21 protein-coding genes and 1 tRNA gene are annotated in these 21,834 nt (G+C 70.0%); 14 read left to right on the top strand and 8 right to left on the bottom strand.

Translation table 11 applies throughout. The features are described from left to right. Nucleotides 1-17: 17 nt before the first annotated feature. Nucleotides 18-94, top strand: a tRNA-Met gene (locus tag J2847_RS28275). A gap of 111 nt (nt 95-205) precedes the next feature. Beyond that, nucleotides 206-1,354 carry a sensor domain-containing diguanylate cyclase gene (locus J2847_RS28270; protein ID WP_233474848.1) on the top strand — a complete coding sequence of 383 codons (1,149 nt, stop codon included), beginning with the start codon at nt 206-208 and terminating at the stop codon, nt 1,352-1,354. A 28-nt stretch (nt 1,355-1,382) separates the two neighbouring features. Here J2847_RS28270 and J2847_RS28265 read toward each other — a convergent pair whose 3' ends face one another. The 3 genes from J2847_RS28265 to J2847_RS28255 all read right to left on the bottom strand — a co-directional run bounded on the left by J2847_RS28265 (nt 1,383) and on the right by J2847_RS28255 (nt 5,660). Beyond that, on the bottom strand, nt 1,383-2,012 hold the full coding sequence (locus J2847_RS28265) for a LysE family translocator (protein WP_209782077.1): 630 nt from the start codon (nt 2,010-2,012) through the stop codon (nt 1,383-1,385). A gap of 88 nt (nt 2,013-2,100) precedes the next feature. Continuing rightward, nucleotides 2,101-4,122 (bottom strand): adenylate/guanylate cyclase domain-containing protein, encoded by a 2,022-nt coding sequence (locus J2847_RS28260; RefSeq protein ID WP_325169500.1) that lies wholly within the window; start codon nt 4,120-4,122, stop codon nt 2,101-2,103. Nucleotides 4,123-4,193: 71 nt separating this feature from the next. Continuing rightward, nucleotides 4,194-5,660 carry a M48 family metalloprotease gene (locus J2847_RS28255; RefSeq protein ID WP_233474847.1) on the bottom strand — a complete coding sequence of 489 codons (1,467 nt, stop codon included), beginning with the start codon at nt 5,658-5,660 and terminating at the stop codon, nt 4,194-4,196. 64 nt (nt 5,661-5,724) lie between these two features. On the opposite strand from J2847_RS28255, the gene J2847_RS28250 reads away from it, so the two are divergent. The 3 genes from J2847_RS28250 to pip all read left to right on the top strand — a co-directional run bounded on the left by J2847_RS28250 (nt 5,725) and on the right by pip (nt 8,447). Then, complete coding sequence (locus J2847_RS28250) at nt 5,725-6,561, top strand: thermonuclease family protein (protein ID WP_209782075.1); 837 nt, start codon at nt 5,725-5,727, stop codon at nt 6,559-6,561. Further along, nucleotides 6,558-7,400, top strand: a complete 843-nt coding sequence (locus J2847_RS28245) for a c-type cytochrome (RefSeq protein ID WP_209782074.1) — start codon at nt 6,558-6,560, stop codon at nt 7,398-7,400. Before J2847_RS28250 ends, J2847_RS28245 begins: the two co-directional genes overlap by 4 nt. Before the next feature lie 96 nt (nt 7,401-7,496). Continuing rightward, nucleotides 7,497-8,447, top strand: a complete 951-nt coding sequence (gene pip, locus J2847_RS28240) for a prolyl aminopeptidase (protein WP_209782073.1) — start codon at nt 7,497-7,499, stop codon at nt 8,445-8,447. Here pip and J2847_RS28235 read toward each other — a convergent pair. Further along, nucleotides 8,431-9,315, bottom strand: coding sequence for a LysR family transcriptional regulator (locus tag J2847_RS28235; protein ID WP_209782072.1), 885 nt, complete (start codon nt 9,313-9,315; stop codon nt 8,431-8,433). The two genes, pip and J2847_RS28235, sit on opposite strands and share 17 nt — an antisense overlap. A 152-nt stretch (nt 9,316-9,467) precedes the next feature. Here J2847_RS28235 and blaOXA point away from each other — a divergent pair, with 152 nt between their 5' ends. From blaOXA to J2847_RS28205, 6 genes are all read left to right on the top strand, one after another. Further along, nucleotides 9,468-10,271, top strand: coding sequence for a class D beta-lactamase (gene blaOXA / locus J2847_RS28230; RefSeq protein WP_233474850.1), 804 nt, complete (start codon nt 9,468-9,470; stop codon nt 10,269-10,271). A 308-nt stretch (nt 10,272-10,579) separates the two neighbouring features. Further along, the gene (gene rpmI / locus J2847_RS28225) at nt 10,580-10,780 is read left to right on the top strand and encodes a 50S ribosomal protein L35 (protein WP_085555666.1); all 201 of its coding nucleotides are present in this window, start codon (nt 10,580-10,582) and stop codon (nt 10,778-10,780) included. Nucleotides 10,781-10,800: 20 nt separating this feature from the next. Next, nucleotides 10,801-11,172, top strand: coding sequence for a 50S ribosomal protein L20 (gene rplT / locus J2847_RS28220; RefSeq protein ID WP_085555667.1), 372 nt, complete (start codon nt 10,801-10,803; stop codon nt 11,170-11,172). Between the two features lie 125 nt (nt 11,173-11,297). After that, a complete protein-coding gene (pheS, locus tag J2847_RS28215) occupies nt 11,298-12,365 on the top strand; it encodes a phenylalanine--tRNA ligase subunit alpha (protein WP_209782070.1) in 1,068 nt (355 codons plus the stop codon). Between the two features lie 12 nt (nt 12,366-12,377). Then, nucleotides 12,378-14,789 carry a phenylalanine--tRNA ligase subunit beta gene (gene pheT / locus J2847_RS28210; protein ID WP_209782069.1) on the top strand — a complete coding sequence of 804 codons (2,412 nt, stop codon included), beginning with the start codon at nt 12,378-12,380 and terminating at the stop codon, nt 14,787-14,789. A 414-nt stretch (nt 14,790-15,203) separates the two neighbouring features. Next, on the top strand, nt 15,204-15,557 hold the full coding sequence (locus J2847_RS28205; RefSeq protein WP_085555670.1) for a response regulator: 354 nt from the start codon (nt 15,204-15,206) through the stop codon (nt 15,555-15,557). Between the two features lie 47 nt (nt 15,558-15,604). Here J2847_RS28205 and J2847_RS28200 read toward each other — a convergent pair whose 3' ends face one another. From J2847_RS28200 to J2847_RS28190, 3 genes are all read right to left on the bottom strand, one after another. Next, the gene (locus tag J2847_RS28200; protein WP_209782067.1) at nt 15,605-17,278 is read right to left on the bottom strand and encodes a DUF3369 domain-containing protein; all 1,674 of its coding nucleotides are present in this window, start codon (nt 17,276-17,278) and stop codon (nt 15,605-15,607) included. A 72-nt stretch (nt 17,279-17,350) separates the two neighbouring features. Next, nucleotides 17,351-18,283: an SH3 domain-containing protein gene (locus J2847_RS28195; RefSeq protein ID WP_233474845.1), complete on the bottom strand. Its 933-nt coding sequence runs from the start codon at nt 18,281-18,283 to the stop codon at nt 17,351-17,353. Continuing rightward, complete coding sequence (locus tag J2847_RS28190; protein WP_209782066.1) at nt 18,280-19,167, bottom strand: LysR substrate-binding domain-containing protein; 888 nt, start codon at nt 19,165-19,167, stop codon at nt 18,280-18,282. The genes J2847_RS28195 and J2847_RS28190 overlap by 4 nt, the downstream gene beginning before the upstream one ends. Nucleotides 19,168-19,334: 167 nt before the next feature. Here J2847_RS28190 and J2847_RS28185 point away from each other — a divergent pair, with 167 nt between their 5' ends. From J2847_RS28185 to J2847_RS28175, 3 genes are all read left to right on the top strand, one after another. Beyond that, nucleotides 19,335-19,595, top strand: coding sequence for a hypothetical protein (locus tag J2847_RS28185; protein ID WP_209782065.1), 261 nt, complete (start codon nt 19,335-19,337; stop codon nt 19,593-19,595). A gap of 56 nt (nt 19,596-19,651) precedes the next feature. Next, entirely contained in the window at nt 19,652-20,740 is a 1,089-nt protein-coding gene (locus J2847_RS28180) for an asparaginase (RefSeq protein WP_209782064.1), read from the top strand. 76 nt (nt 20,741-20,816) lie between these two features. Continuing rightward, nucleotides 20,817-20,945 carry a DUF1289 domain-containing protein gene (locus tag J2847_RS28175; RefSeq protein WP_209782063.1) on the top strand — a complete coding sequence of 43 codons (129 nt, stop codon included), beginning with the start codon at nt 20,817-20,819 and terminating at the stop codon, nt 20,943-20,945. Nucleotides 20,946-21,300: 355 nt separating this feature from the next. On the opposite strand, the gene J2847_RS28170 is transcribed toward J2847_RS28175, so the two are convergent. Further along, nucleotides 21,301-21,753, bottom strand: coding sequence for a hypothetical protein (locus J2847_RS28170; protein WP_209782062.1), 453 nt, complete (start codon nt 21,751-21,753; stop codon nt 21,301-21,303). Nucleotides 21,754-21,834 lie beyond the last annotated feature (81 nt).

The following is a 21,834-nucleotide window of genomic DNA, read 5'->3' as shown; positions in this document are numbered from 1 at the left end:
TCACGCACACCGGCAACCGCGGGGTGGAGCAGCCCGGTAGCTCGTCAGGCTCATAACCTGAAGGCCGCAGGTTCAAATCCTGCCCCCGCAACCAAATCAAAGCCCCTGAAAGCTTCGCTTTCAGGGGCTTTTCCTCGTCTCCAGACAGAAAGGCCGAACCGCCAGCGTCGAATCGCGCGAACACGCATCGGCTGTGGGAAGCGCGATGGTGATGGAAACTCAAGGCGATAAGCTCGCGGAAATTGGGTGTGGTTCACAGCATAGGGGCGTGCCATCCATGAATCAGATCAACGCAATGGTCCCTCAGGAGTTTCTGGAGCGGGTTTCCAGCACGTTGGTGTCGGCCCGCACCGTTGGGCAGCTGACCCACCCTTTGCTGGAGTTGCTGGAACTGATCACCGGATTGGAGAGCACCTATCTGACCCGCATCGACGCGGACGCCGGTGTCCAGACCATCATCTTTTCCCGCAACAGCAAGACGATGCAAATTCCAGAAGGGCTGTCGGTTCCTTGGGACGATACGCTGTGCAAGCGGGCGCTGGACGAAGGGCGTTCCTACACGGAAGACGTTTCCGCCTGCTGGGGGGACTCGGAAGCCGCCCGAAGCCTCGGCATCCGGACCTACGCCAGCACGCCGGTCTATCTCGACGACAACCGGCTGTATGGGACGCTGTGTGCCGCGAGCACGGAGAGCCGGCCTTTTTCACGGGAAGGACGGCAGGTCCTGACGCTCTTCTCGACGCTGATCGCCCAGCACATCCAGCGGGAGCAGCTGCTGGAACAGTTGCAGAAGGCGAACGCGGCGCTGGAGGCGGAATCCTCCACCGATGCCCTGACGGGGCTGCCGAACCGGCGCTTCGCCCTCATGGCGCTGGGGCGCATGTTCACTCTGGCGGAGAGGACGGGGCAGCGGGTGCTGATCGTCTTCATCGATCTCGACGGGTTCAAGAGCATCAACGACACCTATGGGCATGACGCCGGCGATGCGTTCCTCATCGAGGTCGGGCATCGCCTGTCCGGCGGGCTGCGCACCGGTGACGTGCTCGGGCGGCTCGGGGGCGACGAGTTCATCGTCGTCGGTCTGGTGCCGTCGGGCGAGATGGCGGGAGCGTCGGTGGCCGAGGCGACGCGGCGGAGGCTGGCGTCCCTGATCGAAGGCGAGTTCGCTCTCGGCCCGTGCAGCTTCGCGTATCCGGGGGCGAGCTTCGGCGTGCTCCACGCCGACCCCTTCTCGACATCGCCCGAGCAGGCGCTGCGCGACGCCGATGCGCTGATGTATGCCGACAAGCGGGAACGGCGCCGGGAGGTCGATCACTTCCGGGGGCGGATCGCGGAGGTGCGCGAACGCGCGTAGCCTGTCCGGTAGGCGGTGGGACCGGGCGTCAGACCCGGTGTGCCGTCGCCATCAGCCCGCCGATGCCGACGAAGGTGCCGCCGGTGACGCGGTTGAACCAGCGCCCATGGCGGCCGAGCCAGGGGGCGATGCGCTGGGCCATGCCGGCCAGCACCAGTTCGTAACAGAATTCCGTCAGGGCGAAGGTGCCACCGAGAACGGCGAATTGCAGCCAGAAGGATGCGCCCGGAACCATGAACTGGGGCAGGAAGGCGGCGAAGAAGATCATCGCCTTCGGGTTCGACGCGGCGACCAGGAAGCCCTGGGCGAACAGCCGCAGCGGGCTGGCGGCGTGCCTCGCGGTTCCCGCATCGGCGTCGGCGCTGACGGTGGCAGCCGGCGCCCGCCACAAGCGGATGCCGAGATAGACCAGATAGGCGGCGCCGATCCATTTGGCGATGGTGAAGGCGGTTTCGGAGGCAGCAAGCAGCGCGCCCATCCCGGCCAGCGACGCCGCGACCAGCACCAGGAAACCGCAGACGCCGCCGAGCACCGTGAAGACGGTGCGGGCGAAGCCGAAACGCACGCCATGGGTCAGCGACAGCAGGCCGTTCGGTCCCGGCGTCAGCGACAGGCCGATGGCCGCGAGCGCGTAGACGATCCAAAGTTCGAGCGTCACGGCGGTGTCCTCATCCGATGGGCAATGGAAGGGGTTGTAACGCGCACTATGGCACCGGTGCGTCCCGGCTGCCATCCCGCAGCGGGAATTATCGGGCCGCCGGTGTGATTCCGGCCGTCTCGGGGGACGGGACGGCGGCGGCCGTGTCCATCGGTGGGGGCGTCCCCGGCGAGTCGGCGCCGGTCGCGACCAGCCGCCACAGCTCGGTCATCCCGGTGCGGCCGCGCAGGGAACGCCCGCCCTGGCGCACCAGCGGGGCCGCGCCGCCGCCCTTGGCCGCGGTGACGCCGCTGGTCAGGATGATCACCTCCGCCTCGCCCTGGAGGGCGGCGGACAACTCCTCGATGCGCGCCGCGACGTTCACCGTGTCGCCGATGATGGTGTAGTTCATCCGGCTGTCCGAGCCGATGTTGCCGACCACCACCGGGCCGCTGTGCAGCCCGATCCGCATCTGGATCGGCGCCTGCCCGGCGGCGGTCCGGCGGCGGTTGTCGGCGCTCACCGCTTGGTGGATGGCGTGGGCGGCGCGCAGCGCGCGGGCGGCGTGGTCCTCCTGCGCCTCGGGCGCGCCCCAGAAGGCCATCAGCGAATCGCCGATGAACTTGTCCACCGTGCCGCCCTCCGCCTCGATGCAGGCGGCGAGCAGGGTGAAATGCTCGTTCAGCAGGGCGGCGGTGTCGGCGGCGGCCATGCGCTCGGCCATGCGGGAAAAGCCGCGGATGTCGGTGAACATCACCGTCACCTCGCGCTGCACCGAGGCCAACCCGCCTCCCCCGGCGTCGCCGGGCAGCCCCTCGCGCTGGCGCATCAGCCGCAGCACCAGGGCCTTCGGGACGTAGGTCTCGAACCAGCGCAGGCCGGCGACCATGGCGTTGAAGGCGCTCGCGGCGCGGGCCATCTCGCGCAGACGGGAATCGGGGAGCTCCGGAATGGCGCGGAACTCGAAGGCGCGGACGCGGTCGGCGGCCTCGGCCAGCCGGGCGACCTGCCGGCTGATCTTGCGCCCGACATACAGCGCCACCCCGACCGAGACCAGCAGGATGGCGAGCCCGACCAGCCCGGTCTTGTAGAGCCGCCGGACCTCGCCGTTCATCTCGCTTTCACGGAAACCGATGCCGATGATCCAGTCCTGCTGGCCATAGCCGGACATGGCGCGCATCAGGAACAGGTAGTCGTCGCCCATGACGCTGACGGCCTTGCCCTCGACCCGCTTCTTCAGCGCCTGCACCGGGGTGCCGCTGGTCCACAGCGCCGCCAGGGCCGGGTCGTCGACCTGGTCGGTGCGCGGCAGCGGCGGGCCGTCCGGCTTGTTGGAGAAGTCGAAGCTGCGGCCGACCAGCGCCGGGTGGGCCAGCACATGGGAGTGGTCGTAGAGGACGAAGGCGTTCAGCCCCTGCTCGACATAGAGCAGAGACAGGAAGCGCGACAGGTCGCCGAGCGACACGGCGACCGCGAGCTGCCCCAGATAGCGCCCATCGCGCCGCACCGGCTGGTAGAGCGAGACGAAGCTGTTCGACGCCTCCTTCGACCAGCGCGGATCGACCCAGGTGGCGGCGCTGCGGTTGGGGCCGTCCAGCATTTCCGGCGGGATGTCGGGTTCCCCCTGCATGTCGAAGGGGCCGGCGACCAGCCCGCCGTTCAGCCGCCCGGCCCGCAAGCCGGTCAGGTCGGGGCGCAGGAAGGCGACGCCGGTCACGTCGGGGGCCGCCGCCAGGGCGCCGCGCAGCGTCATGAGCATCGCGTTCGAGTCGGCGGGGTCGAGGTCGGCGCGCTCGATCAGGCCGGCGAGGAAGCGCGCCATGTCACGCGCCGGGTCGAGCTGGTGGCGGACCCGCACCTCGACCCCGGCCAGAGCCAGATCGGCCTTGTCGTTCAGCAGGGCGAAGGTGTTGGTTCCGGCGCTGACCAGCCCCAGCACCAGCACGCTGGCCACCGCCAGCAGCATCAGCGAGCCGAAGCCGGCGACCAGGACCGCCGCTATGGGCAGCCGCAGCCGTTTGCGGGCGGCCCGGCCGGCTCCCGCTCCGGCCGCCATCCTGGCTGCCCGCGCGCTGTCCGCCGGGGGTGCTGTTGGGGCGTCGACCATGGCCGGCAGGGTACCCAGGCGCACCGGCGGGAGCAACCATCGCGCGGCGCGAAATCCGTTATCGTGCGACGCGAAATCTGTGACAGGGAAACCCGTCAGCGGCTTTCGATCAGCTTCACCGCCTGTCCGGGAGTCAGCGGTGCTCCCGGCGGAAGATCGTTGATGATCCGGAACAATTCCTCGGCGTAGGGCTCCTGCGGCATGCGGCGGACGAAGCCCTCGATGCTGTCGCCCGGCTGGACGGCGACGACCCGGAGGCGGCGTGGCTGAAGCTGCGCCGCCTCCTGCCGGGTCAGCCGGTGGAAGCTGTTGGCGGTGGCCTGGAAATCGCGATCGGCGCGCGCCAGCCCCCCGGCCGGGGCCAGGAAGGTGAAGCGATAGAACGTGTCGTTGTCGAAACGGATGGCGACCAGACGGATGTCGGCGGCTTCCCCGCCGGTCTCCCCGCGCGTCACGGCGGTCGCGGCGGGCAGGCCGCCGATGGTGGTCGCCTGGAGGCCCTGGAGACTGGCGCCCTTGCCCCAGACGCGGGCCAGATAATCGGCCGGGTCGCGCACACCACCCGCCGGGCCGCCGTCGAAGGCGAGCGCGGCACCGCTCCTGCTCTTGGCGATGACCTGCTCGGCTCCGTTCAGCAGGCTGTATCCTTCCGGAACCGAAAAGGAAATTCCAAGGCCTGGATGGGCGAAGGTCCGGCCACGGACGAAGCCGTTCTCCGGGCTGTCGCCGTAGATCATGCCGTCGACGGCGGCGAGGTAGGGCTCGCGCGGCCGGACGCCGCCGGGCGGGCGGGCGCGGGCCAGGTCGGCGGCGTGGCGGACTCGGTCCTCGGTCTGCGGATGGCTGGCGAAGAAGTCGAAGCCGCCGTCGGTCCTCCGGCCTTCCCGCAGGCCCGCGTACTGGCTGTCGCGCCGCAGCGTCTCCAGGAAGGTCGCCATGGCGAAGGGATCGTAGCCGGCGCGCTCCAGCGTGGCGACGCCCAGCTCGTCGGCCTCGGTCTCCTGCTCGCGCGAGTAGCTGGCGACCAGCGCGGTGCCGCCGAGCCCGGCGAGCTGGGCAGCCGTTTCGTTGCCGAACAGAAGCCCGGCCCCGGCGGCCAGCAGCCCGGCGATGGTCTCGCGGGTCTGGCGCTGGGCGGAATGATGGGCGGTGACGTGGCCGATCTCGTGGGCCAGCACGCCGGCGACCTCGGCCTCGTCCTTGGCGAGCGCCAGCAGGCCGCGGGTGACGTAGATGTAGCCGCCGGGCAAGGCGAAGGCGTTCACCACCTCGCTGTCCAGCACGGTGAAGGTCCAGGGGTCGCGGGCGCGTTCGGTGGTGGCGGCCAGCCGGCGGCCGAGCTGGTCGACGTAGCCCTGGAGCCGGGCGTCCTTCACGGCGCCGCCGAACTGCGCCAGGATCTTCGGGTGCTCCTGGGCGCCGACGGCCTGCTCGTTTCCGTCGAACAGGCCGGCCTGGGCGGGGGATGGCGGGGCCGCGACCAGCCACAGCGCGGTCAGGCCGGTGGCCAGGATGCTGGCGAGGCAGCGGCGGAGGTTGCGGTTGGGCGGGAAGCTCGGCATACCGGTCAGAACCCCGCCGGCCGGCGGTTGTTCCCACCGACACCGTGGCTCCCGATCGACCGCCATGCGCCGCTTCTGCCTGCTCGCGCTCAGCCTGTTGCTGGCGGCCGCCGCGCCGGTGGAGCGCTGGCGCGTGACCGCTGTTCTCGACGGCGACACGCTGGAGCTGGAGGACGGGCGCCGGATCCGGCTCGCCGGCATCGAGGCCGCCAAGCCGCCGCGCAACGCGCCTTCCGACGAGGAACGGCGCTGGCCGCTGGCCGAGGCGGCGGCGGCGGCCCTGTCGGAGCTGGCGCTCGGCCGGCTGGTGACGACGCACGGCGAGACCGCGCCCGACCGTCACGGCCGGACGATGGCGCATCTGCTGCGCGACGACGGGCTGTGGCTCCAGGCGGAGATGCTGGCGCGCGGCCATGCCCGCGTCCACACGCGGCCGGACGCGCGCGCCTACGCCCGCGAGATGCTGGCGACGGAGGACGGCGCGCGCGGCGCGCGGCGCGGGCTGTGGCGGACCCGCGTCTACGCCGTGCGCGACGCCGATCCCGGAGCGCTGGCCCGCGACCGCGACAGCTTCCAGATCGTCGAGGGGCGCGTACTCCGGGTCTCCAAGACCGGCGGCGAGGCCTATCTCGATTTCGGCGAGGACTGGCGCACCGACGTGACGGTCCACATTTCGCGCCCGGTGATGCGCGATTTCGCCAAGGCCGGCATCGATCCGCTGTCCTACGAGGGGCGGCGCGTCCGCGTTCGCGGCTGGATCGGCCTGCGCAGCGGCCCCATGATCGACATCACGCACCCGGAGCAGATCGAGCGGCTGGAGGGTGGCGCGGCGCCGGCGCGGCCTTCGCCGCCTGTGGATGCCGCCGCGGACGCCGACATCGAAGAGGAGGATTCCGAATGATCGCACGCCTGCTGGCCGCCTGCTGGCTGCTCTTCGCGGCAATGGTCCCGGCCTCGGCCCCGGCATTGGCCGGCGGGCCGGAACTGACCATCGCCGTCGGCGGAATCGAGCGCAGGTTCGACCGCGACGCGCTGCTGGCCCGCCCCGATGCGGTGACGGTGGACATACCGGCCGACGTCGCCTATGGCGGTCCCATGCGCTACCGCGCGGTGCCGCTGGCCAGCCTGATCGGCCTCGACCGTTTTCCGGCCGACGCGGTGCTGGAGGGGGTGGCGAGCGACGGTTTCGCCGCGACCCTGCCGCCCGAGCTGTGCCTGCGAACGGATGACCAGGGGGCGGTCGCCTTCCTGGCGGTGGAGCCGGCCGACCGGCCCTGGCCGCCGCTGCCCGGCAAGACGGTGTCGGCCGGCCCCTTCTATCTGGTCTGGGTGCGGCCGGAGGCGTCGGGCGTCCGCAGCGAGCAGTGGCCCTACCAGCTCGCCCGCCTCGTCAGCGTCGACGACCCGCTGAAGCGCTGGCCGCAACTCGCGGTGGACGCGGCGCTGCCGTCCGACTCGGCCGCCCGCGCCGGGCAGGCGGTGTTCGTCACGCAATGCATGGCCTGCCACCGGCTGAGCGGCGCCGGGAGCGCCGAGGTCGGGCCGGACCTGAACCGGCCGATGAACCCGACCGAGTATCTGACCCCGGCCGGGCTGGCCCGGCTGATCCGCGACCCGCGCTCGGTGCGGAGCTGGCCGGAGCAGCGGATGCCCGGCTTCGACCCGGCGATGCTGAGCGACGCCGACCTGGAGCGGGTGATCGCCTATCTCGGGCACATGGCCGGACGGAAGCTCCCCTAAGCGCCGCCGGCCAGACGGCCGGCCAGGGTTTTCCACTCTGGCGCAAGGCGCGGCCGCTCCTTTACACTCGACCTCCGCATCACAGGACCGACCCCCATGCCCCGCAGCGAATTCTACCCGCCCATCGACCCGTACCAGACTGGCACGCTGGCCGTGGACGGCCTCCACACGGTCTATTGGGAGCAGGCGGGCAACCCGCGCGGCGTGCCGGTGATGTTCCTGCATGGCGGGCCGGGGGCGGGCGCCTCGCCGACCCACCGCCGCTTCTTCGACCCGGCCCATTACCGCATCGTGGTGATGGACCAGCGCGGCGCCGGCCGCTCCACCCCGCTCGGCGAGATCCGTGAGAACACCACCGAACGGCTGGTCGAGGATGTCGAGACGCTGCGCCGCCATCTGGGGATCGAGCGCTGGCACCTGTTCGGCGGCTCCTGGGGCTCGACCCTGGCGCTGGCCTACGCCCAGACCCATCCGGAGCGCTGCCTGGGGCTGATCCTGCGCGGCATCTTCCTGATGCGGAAGAGCGAGATCGACTGGTTCCTCTATTCGATGCGCGTGCTGTTCCCGGAGGCCTGGGCCGCCTTCACCGCCCACATCCCGGAGGGCGAGCGCGGCGACCTGCTGGAGGCCTACTGGAAGCGGCTCGACTCGCCCGACCGGCTGGTGCGGATGGCGGCGGCGCGGGTGTGGAGCGTCTATGAGGGGAGCTGCTCGTCGCTGCTGCCCTCGCCCGAGCTGATCGCCGCCAGCGGCGAGGACACCCACGCGCTGGGGCTGGCGCGGATCGAGGCGCACTATTTCCGCTCCAACCGCTTCGAGCCGGAGGACAAGCTGCTGCGCGACGTCCACCGCATCCGCCACATCCCCGGCATCATCGTGCAAGGGCGCTACGACGTGGTCTGCCCGCCGATTTCGGCCGACGAGCTGCACCGGGCCTGGCCGGAGGCCGATTACCGGATCATCCCCGACGCCGGCCATTCGGCGATGGAGCCGGGCATCCGCGCGGCGCTGGTGCAGGCGACGGAGCGCTTCAAGGAGTACCGTTGACCTCGTTGGCCTGGGCCAGCATCCAGGCGCGGAAGGCGCGCATCGCGGGCGTGACGTGCCGGGACTTCAGCCAGGTCAGCCAATAGGCGCCCAGCGACACCTCGACGGCGAAGGGGCGGACGATCCGCCCCGCCTCCAGCGGGCGGGCGAACATCAGCGGCGGCGCCAGCGCGACGCCGTCGCCCTCGATCGCCGTCTCCACCATCATCCAGGACGAATCGAACACGGTTCCCCGGATCGGCGGCGCCTCCAGCCCGGCCGCCGCGAACCAGCGCGGCCATTCGTCGGAGCGGTAGGAGCGCAGCAGCGTCTCCCCCAGCAGATCGGCCGGGCCGGTCAGCCGCCCGGCGATGGCCGGGGCGCAGAGCGGCGACAGCGGGGCGTCGAACAGCGGCTCCGCGTCCATCCCGTGCCACGCCCCGTCGCCGAAGCGGATGGCGTAATCAAGTCCTTCGGCGGCGATGTCGACCCGGTTGTTGTTGGTCATCAGCCGCAGGTCGATGAAGGGGTGCGCCTCGGTGAACCCGCGCAGGCGCGGCAGCAGCCAGCCGACCGCGAAGGTCCCCACCGCGCCCACCGTCAGCACCTCGCGGACATGCCCGGTCTCGAAACGTTCCAGCAGGTCGCCGATGCGGTCGAAGGAGTCGCGCAGCACCGGCAGCAGCGCCAGCCCCTCGTCGGTCAGGGCGAGGCCGCGCGGCAGGCGGCGGAACAGCACCGCGCCCAGCCGCTGCTCCAGCGTCTTCACCTGATGGCTGACCGCCGCCTGGGTGACGCACAGCTCGATGGCGGCCTTGGTGAAGCTGAGGTGGCGGGCGGAGGCCTCGAAGGCCCGCAGGGCGTTCAGCGGCAGATGGGGGCGGACCATGCTCCGATCCAAATTTTTCTAGGGGCTCGCCCGATTTATCATCGTTTGCCGGTGCACATCCAGCCTCGTATCCCTGTGCCGGGCCACCAACGAGGAGGAAAACGGTGATCGATCGGCGTCAACTCACAAAGGGAATTTGCATCGGGCTGGGGATGGGGGCGCTGGGAGCGCCGCTTGGCGCGCTGGCGGCCGAGGCCACCCGCAAGTCGGCCAAGCCCTTCAGCAGGATCGCCTGCTCGGTGGTGCTCGACGCGGCGTCGGGGGCCGTGCTGTTCCGCGAGGGGCCGTGCGAGACGCGCTTCAGCCCGGCCTCGACCTTCAAGGTTCCGCTGGCGCTGATGGGCTACGATTCCGGCATCCTGGAGGACGAGCACCGTCCGGTCTGGGACTACCGCCCGGAGTTCAACGCCAGCGACCGCGAGAAGAAGACCACCGACCCGACGATCTGGGAACGCGACTCCATTGTCTGGTATTCGCAGGAGATCACGCGCCGGCTCGGCATGAAGCGCTTCCAGGGCTACATCGACCGTTTCGACTACGGCAACCGCGACCTGACCGGCGATCCCGCCAAGAAGGACGGCCTGACCAGGTCCTGGCTGATGTCCTCGCTGGCGGTGTCGCCCGACGAGCAGGCTCAGCTGCTGAAGCGGCTGCTGGACGGCGCCCTGCCGGTGTCGGAGCGGGCGCAGCGGATGACGATGGCGATCCTGCCGCAGTTCGCCGCCGCCGACGGCTGGGCGGTGCGCGGCAAGACCGGCAGCGGCTGGCTGCGCAACGCCTCGGGTGTCAAGGATCCGACCCTCCAACTGGGCTGGTTCGTCGGCTGGGCCGAGCGCGAGGGCCGGCGCGTCGTCTTCGCCCGGCTGGAATCCGGCGCCATCCAGTCCGACAAGTTCGCCGGCATGGTCGTGCGCGAGGCTCTGCTCGCCGGGCTGCCGGGAATGATCACCCGCTGACGGGGATCGGGGACGGGGATCGGGGCCACCAGCGATGTTTGACACGGATGAACACGGATGCCGGCTGCGCCGGCTCACGGATGAACGGGATCAAGGAAAAACAAAATCCGTGTTCATCCGTGGATATCCGTGTTGATCCGTGGCCGACGGCAATCCTCCTCGTGATCCGCGCCCCGTAACGGGCGCTTGCGTTGCGGCGGTCCCGCGCGTATAAGGCGATCCTTCCACGGGCGGCGAGGCTGGACCGCAAGGCCCAGGGCATGCCCAACCGTCCGCTGGAAGTCGACCCTATCCGATAGGAACCCAAAATGCCCAAGCTGAAGACCAAGAGCGGCGCCAAGAAGCGTTTCAAGGTGACCGCGACCGGCAAGGTCCGCGCCCAGGCGGCCTTCAAGCGCCACTGCCTCGAGCAGAAGTCTCCGACCATGAAGCGCAACGCGCGCGGCATGATGACCCTGTGCGACGCCAACGCGCGCACGGTGTTGAAGAACTGGCTGCGCAACGCCTGATACTGGGAAGGATCTGACTTATGGCTCGTGTTAAGCGCGGCGTCACCACGCACGCCCGTCACCGCAAGATTCTGAAGCTCGCCAAGGGCTACCGGGGTCGCAACTCCAAGAACTTCCGCATTGCGATCGAGAAGGTCGAAAAGGCGCTTCGCTACGCCTACCGCGACCGTCGCAACAAGAAGCGCGATTTCCGCGGCCTGTGGATCCAGCGCATCAACGCCGGCGTCCGCCAGTACGGCCTGACCTACTCGCGCTTCATCAACGGCATCAAGCTCGCCGGCATCGAGATCGACCGCAAGGTCCTCTCCGATCTGGCCGCGCGCGAGCCGGAGGCCTTTAAGACCTTGGTGGATCAGGCCCAGGCCGCGCTCGCCTCCAAGGCCGCCGCGTAAGGCTTCCGCGATCGCGCGGACGCTTTCCACAAGGCGCCAGATAAGAAGAAGGGAGCCGGGCCGCTGGGTCCGGCTCCCTTTTTTGTGTTTTTGCTCTTCCGTCCCCACGTTTGCCGGGAACCGCCATGCTCGACGCGCTGAAAGACGAACTCCTGTCGATGGTCAACGCCGCCGCCGATCTGCCGGCGCTGGACGAGGTGCGCGTCAACGCGCTCGGCAAGAAGGGGCGCATCACCGGCTTCATGAAGGAACTCGGCGGCCTCAGCCCCGAGGAGCGCAAGGAGCGCGGCCAGGCGCTGAACGCGCTGAAGGACGAGATCGCCGCCGCCCTCGACGCCCGCAAGGCCGACCTCGCCAGCGCCCATCTGAAGGCGCGGCTGGAGGCGGAACGCGTGGACGTCACCCTGCCGGTCCGTCCGGAGACCGAGGGCCGCATCCACCCGATCAGCCAGACCATGGACGAGATGGTCGCCATCTTCGCCGAGATGGGCTTCGCGGTCGCGGAAGGGCCGGACATCGAGGACGACTTCCACAACTTCACGGCCCTGAACTTCCCGCCCGGCCATCCGGCGCGCGACATGCACGACACCTTCTATCTGCCGGATGCCGGCGACAAGAAGATGCTGCTGCGCACCCACACCAGCCCGGTGCAGGTCCGCACCATGCTGAACCAGAAGCCGCCGATCCGCATCATCGCGCCGGGCCGGACCTACCGGTCCGACTATGACATGACCCACACCCCGATGTTCCACCAGATCGAGGGGCTGGTCATCGACGAGGCGACCAACATGGGGCACCTGAAGGGCTGCCTCGTGGAGTTCTGCCGCGCCTTCTTCGACGTGGACGACCTGCCGCTGCGCTTCCGTCCCAGCTTCTTCCCCTTCACCGAACCCTCGGCGGAGGTCGACATCGGCTGCTCGCGCAAGGGCGGCGAGCTGAAGCTCGGCAATTACGGCGACTGGCTGGAGATCCTCGGCTGCGGCATGGTGCACCCCAACGTGCTGGAGGCCTGCGGCATCGACAGCACGAAGTACCAGGGCTTCGCCTTCGGCATGGGGGTGGAGCGCGTGGCGATGCTGAAATACGGCATCCCCGACCTGCGCACCTTCTTCGAAGCCGACCTGCGCTGGCTGAAGCATTACGGCTTCGTGCCGCTCGACATCCCCAACATCGCCCAAGGCCTGACGCGGTAAGGAGCCAAAGCCATGAAGTTCACGCTGTCCTGGCTGAAGGACCATCTCGACACCGACGCCACGCTCGACCGGATCACCGAGACGCTGACCGCTCTCGGGCTGGAGGTCGAAGGCGTCCACGACCGCTCCAAGGAGCTGGCTCCCTTCCGCGTCGCCCACGTCGTCTCGGCGGAGAAGCACCCGGACGCCGACAAGCTGCGCGTGCTGGTCGTCGACACCGGCACCGAGAAGCTCCAGGTCGTCTGCGGCGCGCCCAACGCGCGCGCCGGCCTGAAGGGCGTCTTCGCCGCCGAGGGCGCCTACATCCCCGGCTCCGACATCACGCTGAAGAAGGGCGTCATCCGCGGCGTCGAATCCAACGGCATGATGTGCTCGAAGCGCGAGCTGAAGCTGTCCGACGAGCATGACGGCATCATCGAGCTGCCCGAGGACGCGCCGGTCGGCGCCAGCTTCGCCGAGTATGCCGGGCTGAACGACCCGGTCATCGACATCAACCTGACGCCCGACCGCGCCGACTGCGCCGGCGTGCGCGGCATCGCCCGCGATCTGGCGGCGGCCGGGCTCGGCAGGTTGAAGCCGCAGACCGGGGGGCGCATCGACGCCACGCCGGTGCCGGGCGCCTTCCCCAGCCCGATCGGCGTGACCATCGAGGCCCCGGACGCCTGCCCGATGTATGTCGGCCGCACCATCCGCGGCGTGAGGAACGGCCCGTCGCCGCAGTGGATGCAGGACAAGCTGACCGCCATCGGCCTGCGCCCGATCTCGGCGCTGGTCGACGTGACCAACTACATCACCTTCGACCTGTCGCGCCCGCTGCATGCCTTCGACGCCGACAAGGTCACGGGCGGCATCGTCGTGCGCATGGCGCGCGAGGGCGAGACGCTGGTCGCGCTGAACGGCAAGGAGTACGCGCTCGACCCCGCCATGACGGTCATCGCCGACCATGAGAAGGCCGAGGCGCTGGCCGGCATCATCGGCGGCGAGGCGTCGGGCTGCACCGAGGCGACCACCACCCTGTTCCTCGAGGCGGCGATCTTCGACACCGTCCGCACCGCGCAGACCGGCCGCCGCCTCGGCGTCGAGTCGGACGCGCGCTACCGGCTGGAACGCGGCGTCGATCCGGCGGCCGTCGTCTCCGGCGTCGAGCGCGCCACCCGCCTGATCCTGGAGATCTGCGGCGGCGAGGCGTCGGAGCTGGTGATCGCCGGCGCCGAGCCGGCGTGGCGGCGCACCCTGACCCTGCGCCCCGGCCGGGTGAAGAGCCTGGGCGGCGTCGATCTGGAGCAGGGCGAACAGGTCCGCATCCTGACCGACCTCGGCTTCACCATCGAGGGCGAGGACGACAACGGCACCCTGCATGTCGGCGTCCCCTCCTGGCGCGCCGACGTCCATGGCGAGGCCGATCTGGTCGAGGAGGTGCTGCGCGTCCACGGCTTCGACGCCATCCCGGCGACGCCGCTGCCGCGCGAGACCGTGCTGGCCCGCCCGGCCCTGACGCTGAGGCAGCGCCGTGTCGCGCTGACCAAGCGCGCGCTGGCGTCGCGCGGCCTGTCGGAGGCGGTGACCTGGTCCTTCCTGGCGTCGCCGGTCGCGGCGCTGTTCGGGGCTGAGAATGAGGGGCTGCGGCTGGTCAACCCGATCAGCAGCGACCTCGACGTCATGCGCCCGTCGATCCTGCCCAACCTGATCCAGGCCGCCGGCCGCAACGCCGACCGTGGCATCGCCGACGTCCGGCTGTTCGAGGTCGGCGCCGCCTTCCGCAGCCCGGCCCCCGACGGCCAGGACACGGTCGCCGCCGGCATCCGCGCCGGCAACGCCGTGCCGCGCCACTGGGCCGAGAAGGCGCGCGTCGTCGACGTCTTCGACGCCAAGGCCGACGCCCTGGCGGTGCTGGAGGCGGCCGGTGCCCCGACCGCCAACCTCCAGGTCACCACCGACGCGCCGGGCTGGTACCACCCCGGCCGTTCGGGGGTGCTGCGGCTCGGCCCCACGGTGATGGCCCGCTTCGGCGAGATCCACCCGTCGGTGCTGGAGACGCTGGGCGTCAAGGGGCCGGTCGTCGGCTTCGAGGTGACGCTCGACGCCATCCCGCTGCCCAAGAAGAAGGGCGGCACCGCCAAGCCGATGGTCCAGCTCTCGGCCTTCCAGCCGGTCGAGCGCGACTTCGCCTTCCTGGTCGGCCGCCAGGTCGAGGCCGACAAGATCCTGCGCGCGGTGAAGGCCGCCGACAAGGCGCTGGTCAAGGACGTCACGGTGTTCGACGTCTACCAGGGGCCCGGCGTCGGCGAGGGGCAGAAGTCCGTCGCGGTGTCCGTCACCTACCAGCCGACCACCGCCACCCTGACCGACGAGGCGATCGAGGCGGTCGGGCAAAAGATTGTCGCGTCGGTGGTAAAGGCGACGGGCGGCTCCTTGCGCGCCTGATCCGTCTATCCATTTGTTTGCAAAAGGCCTCTGCTTCGGCAGGGGCCTTTTTCATGCCGCTTTCAGTTGCATAGTCATCGTTTCTGAGAATGCACGCATATGCAATTTTTCAGAATTGAGAGTCTTCGCCATGAGATTATAAGGGATGATGCTTGAAGTTTTGCGAATTGGCATGAAAGGCGTTTCTGAATCATTGGATTAAAATTTTCAAACCTTTGATATGTTTTTTCTTCCAAACGTACAAATCAGTCAAATCACGAAAAAGCCACAGCCATTGATCTGATTGCTCATCTTTCCTTGTTTTAGCCTAAAAAGTGTCGAATGGATCGGGGGAACCGGACGATGGCGGACGACGCGAAAGAGCGGGCGGCGGGTGATGGTGATTCTCGAGCGGATTTACCGTCTTTGGTTGTCGTGGTGGACGACGACCGGGCGATCGTCGAGGGTCTGTCCCTGCTTCTCGACGGCTGGGGCTACGAGGTGTTGGCGGCCCTGAGCTTCGACGCGCTGGAGCACGCGTTGCCCGGCCTGCACCGTCCGCCGGGGCTGATCATCGCCGACCATTTCCTGCCCGCCGGACGCACCGGGGCAGAGGCGGTCGAGCGGCTGCGCGAATTTACCGGAATCCAGGTGCCCGCGATCATCCTGACCGGCGACACCACGCCCGAGCGCCAGGACGAGGCACGCCAGCACCGCTGCACGCTGCTGCACAAGCCGGTGCAGGTCGCTCCCCTGCGCGACGCGGTGGAGCGGCTGGCCCGCCACTGAGCGCCCCGTCCAAGTCCTGGCCGTGCCGGTGCGGTCAGGACGCCGCCTCAGGACGCCGCCAAGTCCGGCGCGATGATCAGGAAGGCATCGACCACGGCGGGGTCGAAGCGGCTGCCCGCCTGCTTCCGAATTTCGGCGACGGCCCGCTCATGGCCCAGCGCGGCGCGGTAGGGCCGGTCGCGGGTCATCGCGTCGTAGGCGTCGGCCACCGCGACGATGCGGGCGGCGACCGGGATCGACTCCCCGCCCAGCCGGTCGGGATAGCCGGTGCCATCCCAGTTCTCGTGATGCCAGCGCGCCACCTCGGCGCCCAGATGCAGGTGGGTATGCCCCTCGGCCAGACGGCTGGCGCGGTCCAGCAGCAGGGAGCCGGCGATGGTGTGCCGCTGCATGGCGGTGCGCTCCGCCTCGGTCAAGGGGCCCGGTTTGCCCAGTATGGCCGGATCGACGGTGGCGTTGCCGACATCGTGCAGCACCGCGGCCAGCCCGATGATCGCCAGGAAGGCGTCGTCGACGAGGCCGGGGAAGCGGTTCTCCTCCTGGAGGCGCCGGGCGATGCGTTCCGTGATGGTGGCGATGCGCAGCGAGCGGGCGAAACGGGACTCCTCGCCGGCCCCATCGTCCTCCGGCCCGCCGTCCCCCTCCCAGTCCGGCTCCCCGCCCCGCTGGCGCTCGGCCAGATCGGCGAGCGCCGCCAGCGTGCCCTGCTGGGCGCGGTGGAGCTGCTCGTAGAGGTGCAGATTGTCGAAGCCGACGGAAATCCGGCCGCAGAACACCTCGATCAGTTCGCGGTCGAGGTCGGACAGCGGCCGGTCGGAGCGCAGATAGACCACGTTCTCGCGGTCGTTGGGGGTGCGGATGTAGAGGGTGCAGTGGTCGGCGGCGTACTGGTTGGCGTGGCTTTCCAGGCAGGCCACCACCGCCGCCAGGACCGCGGGTTCGACATGCTCGCAGGCCGGCTCGTTGATGACCGTCTCGAAGCGGCCGGACCCGGCCAGCACATACAGCCCGTCGCTGGCGGCGCCCAGCACGGACCCGCGCTGCACGCAGAGGATGGCGTCGGGACCGACGGCCAGCAGGCCGGAGAGTTGCGTCAACACCCCCGCCGCGAACAGCTTCATCGAACGCGCCTGGAACAGGGAGGAGGACGCCTCGATGATTTTCTCCAGGCCGCGGCGGTTGGCCTCGATGGCCATGATGTCCTCGTAGGACCGCAGCGCCGCGACCGTGGTGGTGAAGAGCTGCTGGGCGGTGAGCTGCGTCTTCGCCTTGTAGTCGTTGATGTCGTAGTCGAGGATGACCGCCCGCTCCGGCGCCTGTCCCGGCTGGCCGGTGCGCAGGATGATGCGGACGTGGCGGTTCTTCAGCTCCTCGCGGATGTGGTGGACGAGCTGGAGGCCGGCGTCCTCGGTCTCCATCACCACGTCCAGCAGGATCATGGCGATGTCGGTCTCGCGCGCCAGGATCTCCCGCGCCTCCGCCGCCGAATGGGCGGAGATGAAGTGCGCCGGGCGCCCCTTGTAGGAGAAGTCGGACAGCACGAGCTTGGTGATCGAATGGACCTCCGGCTCGTCGTCGACGATCAGCATCTTCCAGCGGTTGCCGATGCCCGGCGGCGCCGTCCCCGGTTCATCCGTGGAGGAGGCACCGTCCCCATCGTCCAGGAAGAAGAGATCGTCGTCGGCGGCGTCATCGGGGGCAGGCGTGTCGGCGTGGGGCATGACGAACCGTCCGGAGGGCAGGGCCGCAACACAATGGCCGCCAAATCTTAAGGAATCATGGTTTAACGAATCTCAAAACGTGTCCAACTCGATCACCGTGCAATCCAGTCCGCGCTGCGCCAAGGTGCCGCAGGCGGTGTCGACCTGCAAGCGTGTGAAAGGACCGACCCCGATGTCGTAAAGCGTGCGGGCGCCCTTGAAGACCGGCCAGACCATCGGCGGCAGGTCGCGGTAGGCGCTGCCGGGGCCGGCGGTGAACTCCTGCCAGGCGCGCAGCCCCTCGCCGTAGCTGACATACTCGCCGAGCTTGGCGGCGTAGAGCATCCCCGGCTCGATCGGCGGCATGCCGGGCAGCGGGTAGGGGGCGACCACCCCGACCAGCCCGTCCACCGGCGCCGTCGCGCGGGTTCCGGCGGGAAGCGCCAGCGTCGCCTGCCCGCTGGCGACGCTGATGACGCCGACGACGTCGCCCTTGCGCAGGGTGAAGCCGCGCCGCTTCTTGTTGCTGAGGAATTCGGTGGCGCCGACCGGCTTGGCGGCGACGACGTAGCCCTGGGCGGGAGCCTGCGCCGCCTTGTCCCACGCCTCGCGCGGGACGACGGCGGCGGTTCGGCCGCTGGTCGCCGGCTCGGCCGGCTTGCCGGCGGCGGGCCTGGCCGGGCGCGGCCCCTCGCCGCCGACGGCGGGGCGGCCGGTGACCATCAGGGCCGGGTCCAGGCTGTCGGCCGGGACATAGCCGATCGGCTGGCCGCCGATGGCGACCTCGGTCCAGTAGGTGCCGCGCGGCGTGCCCAGCGCGTTCAGCGCCTTGCCCTGCTTCAGGGTCATGACGATGCGGGCATCCTCGTTGGGGCCGATCCGCACCTCGATGTCGCGGTTCAGGATGACCTCGCCGGTCAGCGGGGCGCCGGTGGCGACCGGGCTCTGCGACCGCGCCGGCAAGGACGCGGGCAGGAGCAGGGCAGCCAGCAGGGCGATCCGCGGGAGCGTCGCGCGGCGTCTCATCGCGCGGTCTCCCCCACCAGATCGTGAATGGCGTCGGCCAGCAGCCGGACCGGCTTCGCCAGCTGTCCGGGCGCCCGGTGCAGGGCGATGTGGATGTCGGGCAGCTCCGGAAAGCCGTCGGCCGGGCCGATCCGCCGCAGCGAGGGCGGCACCGTGCACTCCTCCATCGCCGTCACCCCCAGCCCGCCGAGGATGGCGCCGTGCACGGCGACGACGCTCTTGCTGGTGAAGGCGACGCGCCAGTCGCGGCCGATGCGGTCGAGCGCGTCGACGGCGAGGTCGCGCACGACGCAGCCCTTGGGAAACAGCGCCAGCGGCAGGGGATCGCACCGCTCCACCGGCCGTACGCCTGGGCCCGTGGCGGGATCGAGCGGCGGCGCCACCCAGGCGACCGGCTCGCGCCGCACCAATTCGCCGCCGGGGTCGTCGGAGCGGCGGGTGACCAGCGCCAGATCGTAGCGGCCCTTGTCGATCTCGGCGACCAGATCGGGGCTGTTGTCGCAGACCACCTCGACCATCACGTCGGGGTAGCTGGCGTTGAAGCGGGCCAGCACCTCGGGCAGCAGCATGGTGGCGTAGTCGTCGGGCGTGCCGATGCGGACGCTGGCGACGGTGGTGGTCCGGCGCATCAGCGCCATCACCTCGTCGTTCAGGGTCAGCATGCGCCGGGCGTAGGCCAGCAGCACCTCGCCGTCGCGGGTCAGGCGGACGCCGTGGGTGTCGCGCTCGAACACGCGCTTGGCGACGGTGTCCTCCAGCCGGCGGACCTGCTGGCTGACCGCCGCCTGGGTGCGGCCGAGCCGTTCGCCCGCGCGGGTGAAGCTGAGCTGTTCGGCGACGGCGACGAAGGCGCGCAGCAGGTCGGTGTCGAGATTCGCGAGCATGGCCGTGGCACCGGAAGTTGCCTCCCATTCAAGCAGAGGCGCCCCGCCGCCGCAACGGCTGGTCATCACGAATCGTAATGACCTCATAATGCCTATTCGTTTCCAGGGGAATGCGCGCCGCCCCATGTTCCGTCTCCAAGACATCCCCCGAGACCTGCGAGACGATCATGCTGCTGACCATGGCCCTGACCAGCGTGGTGCTGGAGGCCGCCCGCCTCGACCGCCCGCGCGATCCCCCCGCGCGCCCGGCGGCCGGGCGCGAACCCTTCCGGCTGGCCTACGCCCCCGTCATCGTTCCGAAGGGCGTTGCGGGCTGCGTCCCGAACGGCGTCGCCGACGACACGCCGGGCCTTTCCTTCCGCTCCGCCGTCATGCCGGCGCTGGCGGTCCCGGCCCGGGTTTACGGCCGCGTGCTTGTTGAGGACTGAACCGCTCCGTCGTATCGTTCGCGCTCGCGAGGGACAGGCGGCAAGGGGGGCGAGCGATGGCGAAGGTCCATGTCCTGTACACCGGCGGCACCATCGGCTGCGTTCCCGACGCGCAGGGGGCGCTGGCCCCGGTTCCCGGTCCGGAGTTCGAACGGCTCGTGCTCTCGATGCCCGGCCTGTCCGGACACCGGGTGGCCGATCATCCCGGCCTGACCTGGACGATGGGCTGGCTCGACCGGACGCTCGACAGTTCGGCGATGACCCCGGCCGACTGGATCGTCATCGCCCGCCGCATCCTGGACGTCTACGACGAGCATGACGGCTTCGTCGTGCTGCACGGCACCGACAGCATGGCCTACACGGCCTCGGCCCTGTCCTTCCTGCTGCCCGGCCTGTCCAAGCCGGTGATCCTCGGCGGTTCCCAGGTGCCGCTGACCGTCGCGCTCAGCGACGCGCTGCCCAATCTGGTCGGCGCCCTGGCGCTGGCCGGAACCCTGCCGGTGCCGGAGGTCTGCGTCTTCTTCGACACGCGGCTGCTGCGCGGCAACCGGGCGCGGAAAATCGACGCCAACCGCTTCGCCGGCTTCGGGTCGCCCAACTTCCCGCCGCTGGCGACGGTGGGGAGTTTCGTCGACCGGAACAGCGCGCTGTGGCTGCCGATGCCCGGCGAGGACAGCTCGCTGTCGGTGCCGGCGAACCGCGCCGGGCGCCGGGAGGAATTGGACGCCCAGGCGGCGGCGCTGGATGGGTTCTCCGTGCCGATGCTTTGGCTCCATCCGGGCATCCGGGCCTCGACGGTGTCCGCCATGCTGTCGGGCACCGTCCCGGCGGCGAAGGGGCTGGTGCTGCTGGCCTTCGGCGAGGGCAACGGCCCGACCGATCCGGCCTTCCTCGCGGCGCTGGCCGGCGCCGACCGGTCCGGCGTGGTGGTGATGGACAACACCCAGGTCCAGGCCGGCGCGGTGCTGCCCGGCGCCTACGCCACCGGGCTGGGCGCGGTCGGGGCGGTCGGCGCCTATGACATGACGCCCGAGGCGTCCTACGCCAAGCTGGTCTGCCTGCTCGCCGCCGGTCTCGATCCGGTCGCGGTCAAGGGGCTGATGGCGACGCCGATCGCCGGTGAGCTGACCGTCATCGACGCTTGATGGTGGATTCGGGGTTGGCGCGTCGGCACAATGACGGCTGTCCAGCGGTTCCCACAGGGCTTGAGGTGTCTACGGAATGAGCGACGATCCCGATTGCCTGGGCATGTGCGCCATCGACGGCGATGTCTGCACCGGCTGCGGCCGAACTCTCGACCAGATCAACGCCGCACTGGGCGATGACGAGGGTGAAGCGGCGGAGGGCTGAGCGTTCCCCCCGTGCAGCCGGCGATTGCGCAGGCGCCTGGATCCTATTGAAGCCTTGACCGGCGGATAGGGAAGCGCAATATCGGGGGTAGGCGTGCCGGGGGCTCGTATCCTCCGGCACGCCCGCCCGATCTTAGTGCAGAAGGTCAAGCAGACGCTTGACGATCTCCAGCACCAGGATCAGGAGAGTGAGGATTTTGTCCATCCTCTTGCCCTCCGTCAGTGCGGCGCGGGCGGTGGCCGATCCACCGCCCCGACCGCCCCCTCAATCTGACGAAACGGCTCGCCTCCTGCGGGCGAAAAGCGTGGATGTTTTTCGTCCTGGCGCTGTGCCGCCGCTGCGGAACGAGGCTCTCTTACTTGACGGTGCCCGCGCTTCCCGCGCCCGTCGCCGCCGCGCCGCCCGAGGAACTGCCGGAACCGGTGGCGCCCTGACGCTCGTACTGGGCGCGCTGGTCGAGCGCGCTCGGGTCGTGCATGATGACGACGCTGTCGCCGCGCCGCTCGAAGTCGGAGGCGCCGAGCATCAGCGGGCGGTCGTCGTTCGGCCGCTTCAGCGCGATGACCGGCTGGCCGTCGGAACCGGTGGTGACGTCCTGGATGGTGCCGGCGACCGGGCCGCCGTGACGATGGACCACCGGCTTGCCGATCAGGTCGCGCGAGGGCACGAGGTCGCGGGCGCCGGTGTCCATGGTGCCGGCTGCCACGGCCTCGGCCTTGCCGGGGGGCGTGGCGGTCTGGGCCTGGCCCGGCGTGGCCGCCGCCAGCAGCAGAAGGGCCGGGACGGCGGCGGTGAAAAGCGTGCGCATGTCATGCTCCCATGGCGGATGGAACGGGCCGCGCGGTGGCGGCGCTTGTCCACGCATTGACACGCCAGCGCCCGATTCGTT

Source organism: Azospirillum agricola (assembly GCF_017876095.1).
Classification (GTDB): Bacteria; Pseudomonadota; Alphaproteobacteria; order Azospirillales; family Azospirillaceae; genus Azospirillum; species Azospirillum agricola.
Note: the sequence above shows the minus strand (reverse complement) of the source record. Positions and strands in the feature narration are given on the sequence as shown.

Coding starts and splice junctions, on each gene's coding strand:
- pip (WP_209782073.1), top strand. CDS start 7,497: ATGCCCCGCAGCGAATTCTACCCGCCCATCGACCCGTACCAGACTGGC.
- rpmI (WP_085555666.1), top strand. CDS start 10,580: ATGCCCAAGCTGAAGACCAAGAGCGGCGCCAAGAAGCGTTTCAAGGTG.
- J2847_RS28185 (WP_209782065.1), top strand. CDS start 19,335: ATGCTGCTGACCATGGCCCTGACCAGCGTGGTGCTGGAGGCCGCCCGC.
- J2847_RS28245 (WP_209782074.1), top strand. CDS start 6,558: ATGATCGCACGCCTGCTGGCCGCCTGCTGGCTGCTCTTCGCGGCAATG.
- J2847_RS28175 (WP_209782063.1), top strand. CDS start 20,817: ATGAGCGACGATCCCGATTGCCTGGGCATGTGCGCCATCGACGGCGAT.
- pheT (WP_209782069.1), top strand. CDS start 12,378: ATGAAGTTCACGCTGTCCTGGCTGAAGGACCATCTCGACACCGACGCC.
- pheS (WP_209782070.1), top strand. CDS start 11,298: ATGCTCGACGCGCTGAAAGACGAACTCCTGTCGATGGTCAACGCCGCC.
- blaOXA (WP_233474850.1), top strand. CDS start 9,468: ATGGGGGCGCTGGGAGCGCCGCTTGGCGCGCTGGCGGCCGAGGCCACC.
- J2847_RS28270 (WP_233474848.1), top strand. CDS start 206: ATGGTGATGGAAACTCAAGGCGATAAGCTCGCGGAAATTGGGTGTGGT.
- J2847_RS28170 (WP_209782062.1), bottom strand. CDS start 21,753: ATGCGCACGCTTTTCACCGCCGCCGTCCCGGCCCTTCTGCTGCTGGCG.
- J2847_RS28195 (WP_233474845.1), bottom strand. CDS start 18,283: ATGAGACGCCGCGCGACGCTCCCGCGGATCGCCCTGCTGGCTGCCCTG.
- J2847_RS28255 (WP_233474847.1), bottom strand. CDS start 5,660: ATGCCGAGCTTCCCGCCCAACCGCAACCTCCGCCGCTGCCTCGCCAGC.
- J2847_RS28200 (WP_209782067.1), bottom strand. CDS start 17,278: ATGCCCCACGCCGACACGCCTGCCCCCGATGACGCCGCCGACGACGAT.
- J2847_RS28250 (WP_209782075.1), top strand. CDS start 5,725: ATGCGCCGCTTCTGCCTGCTCGCGCTCAGCCTGTTGCTGGCGGCCGCC.
- J2847_RS28180 (WP_209782064.1), top strand. CDS start 19,652: ATGGCGAAGGTCCATGTCCTGTACACCGGCGGCACCATCGGCTGCGTT.
- J2847_RS28190 (WP_209782066.1), bottom strand. CDS start 19,167: ATGCTCGCGAATCTCGACACCGACCTGCTGCGCGCCTTCGTCGCCGTC.
- J2847_RS28235 (WP_209782072.1), bottom strand. CDS start 9,315: ATGGTCCGCCCCCATCTGCCGCTGAACGCCCTGCGGGCCTTCGAGGCC.
- rplT (WP_085555667.1), top strand. CDS start 10,801: ATGGCTCGTGTTAAGCGCGGCGTCACCACGCACGCCCGTCACCGCAAG.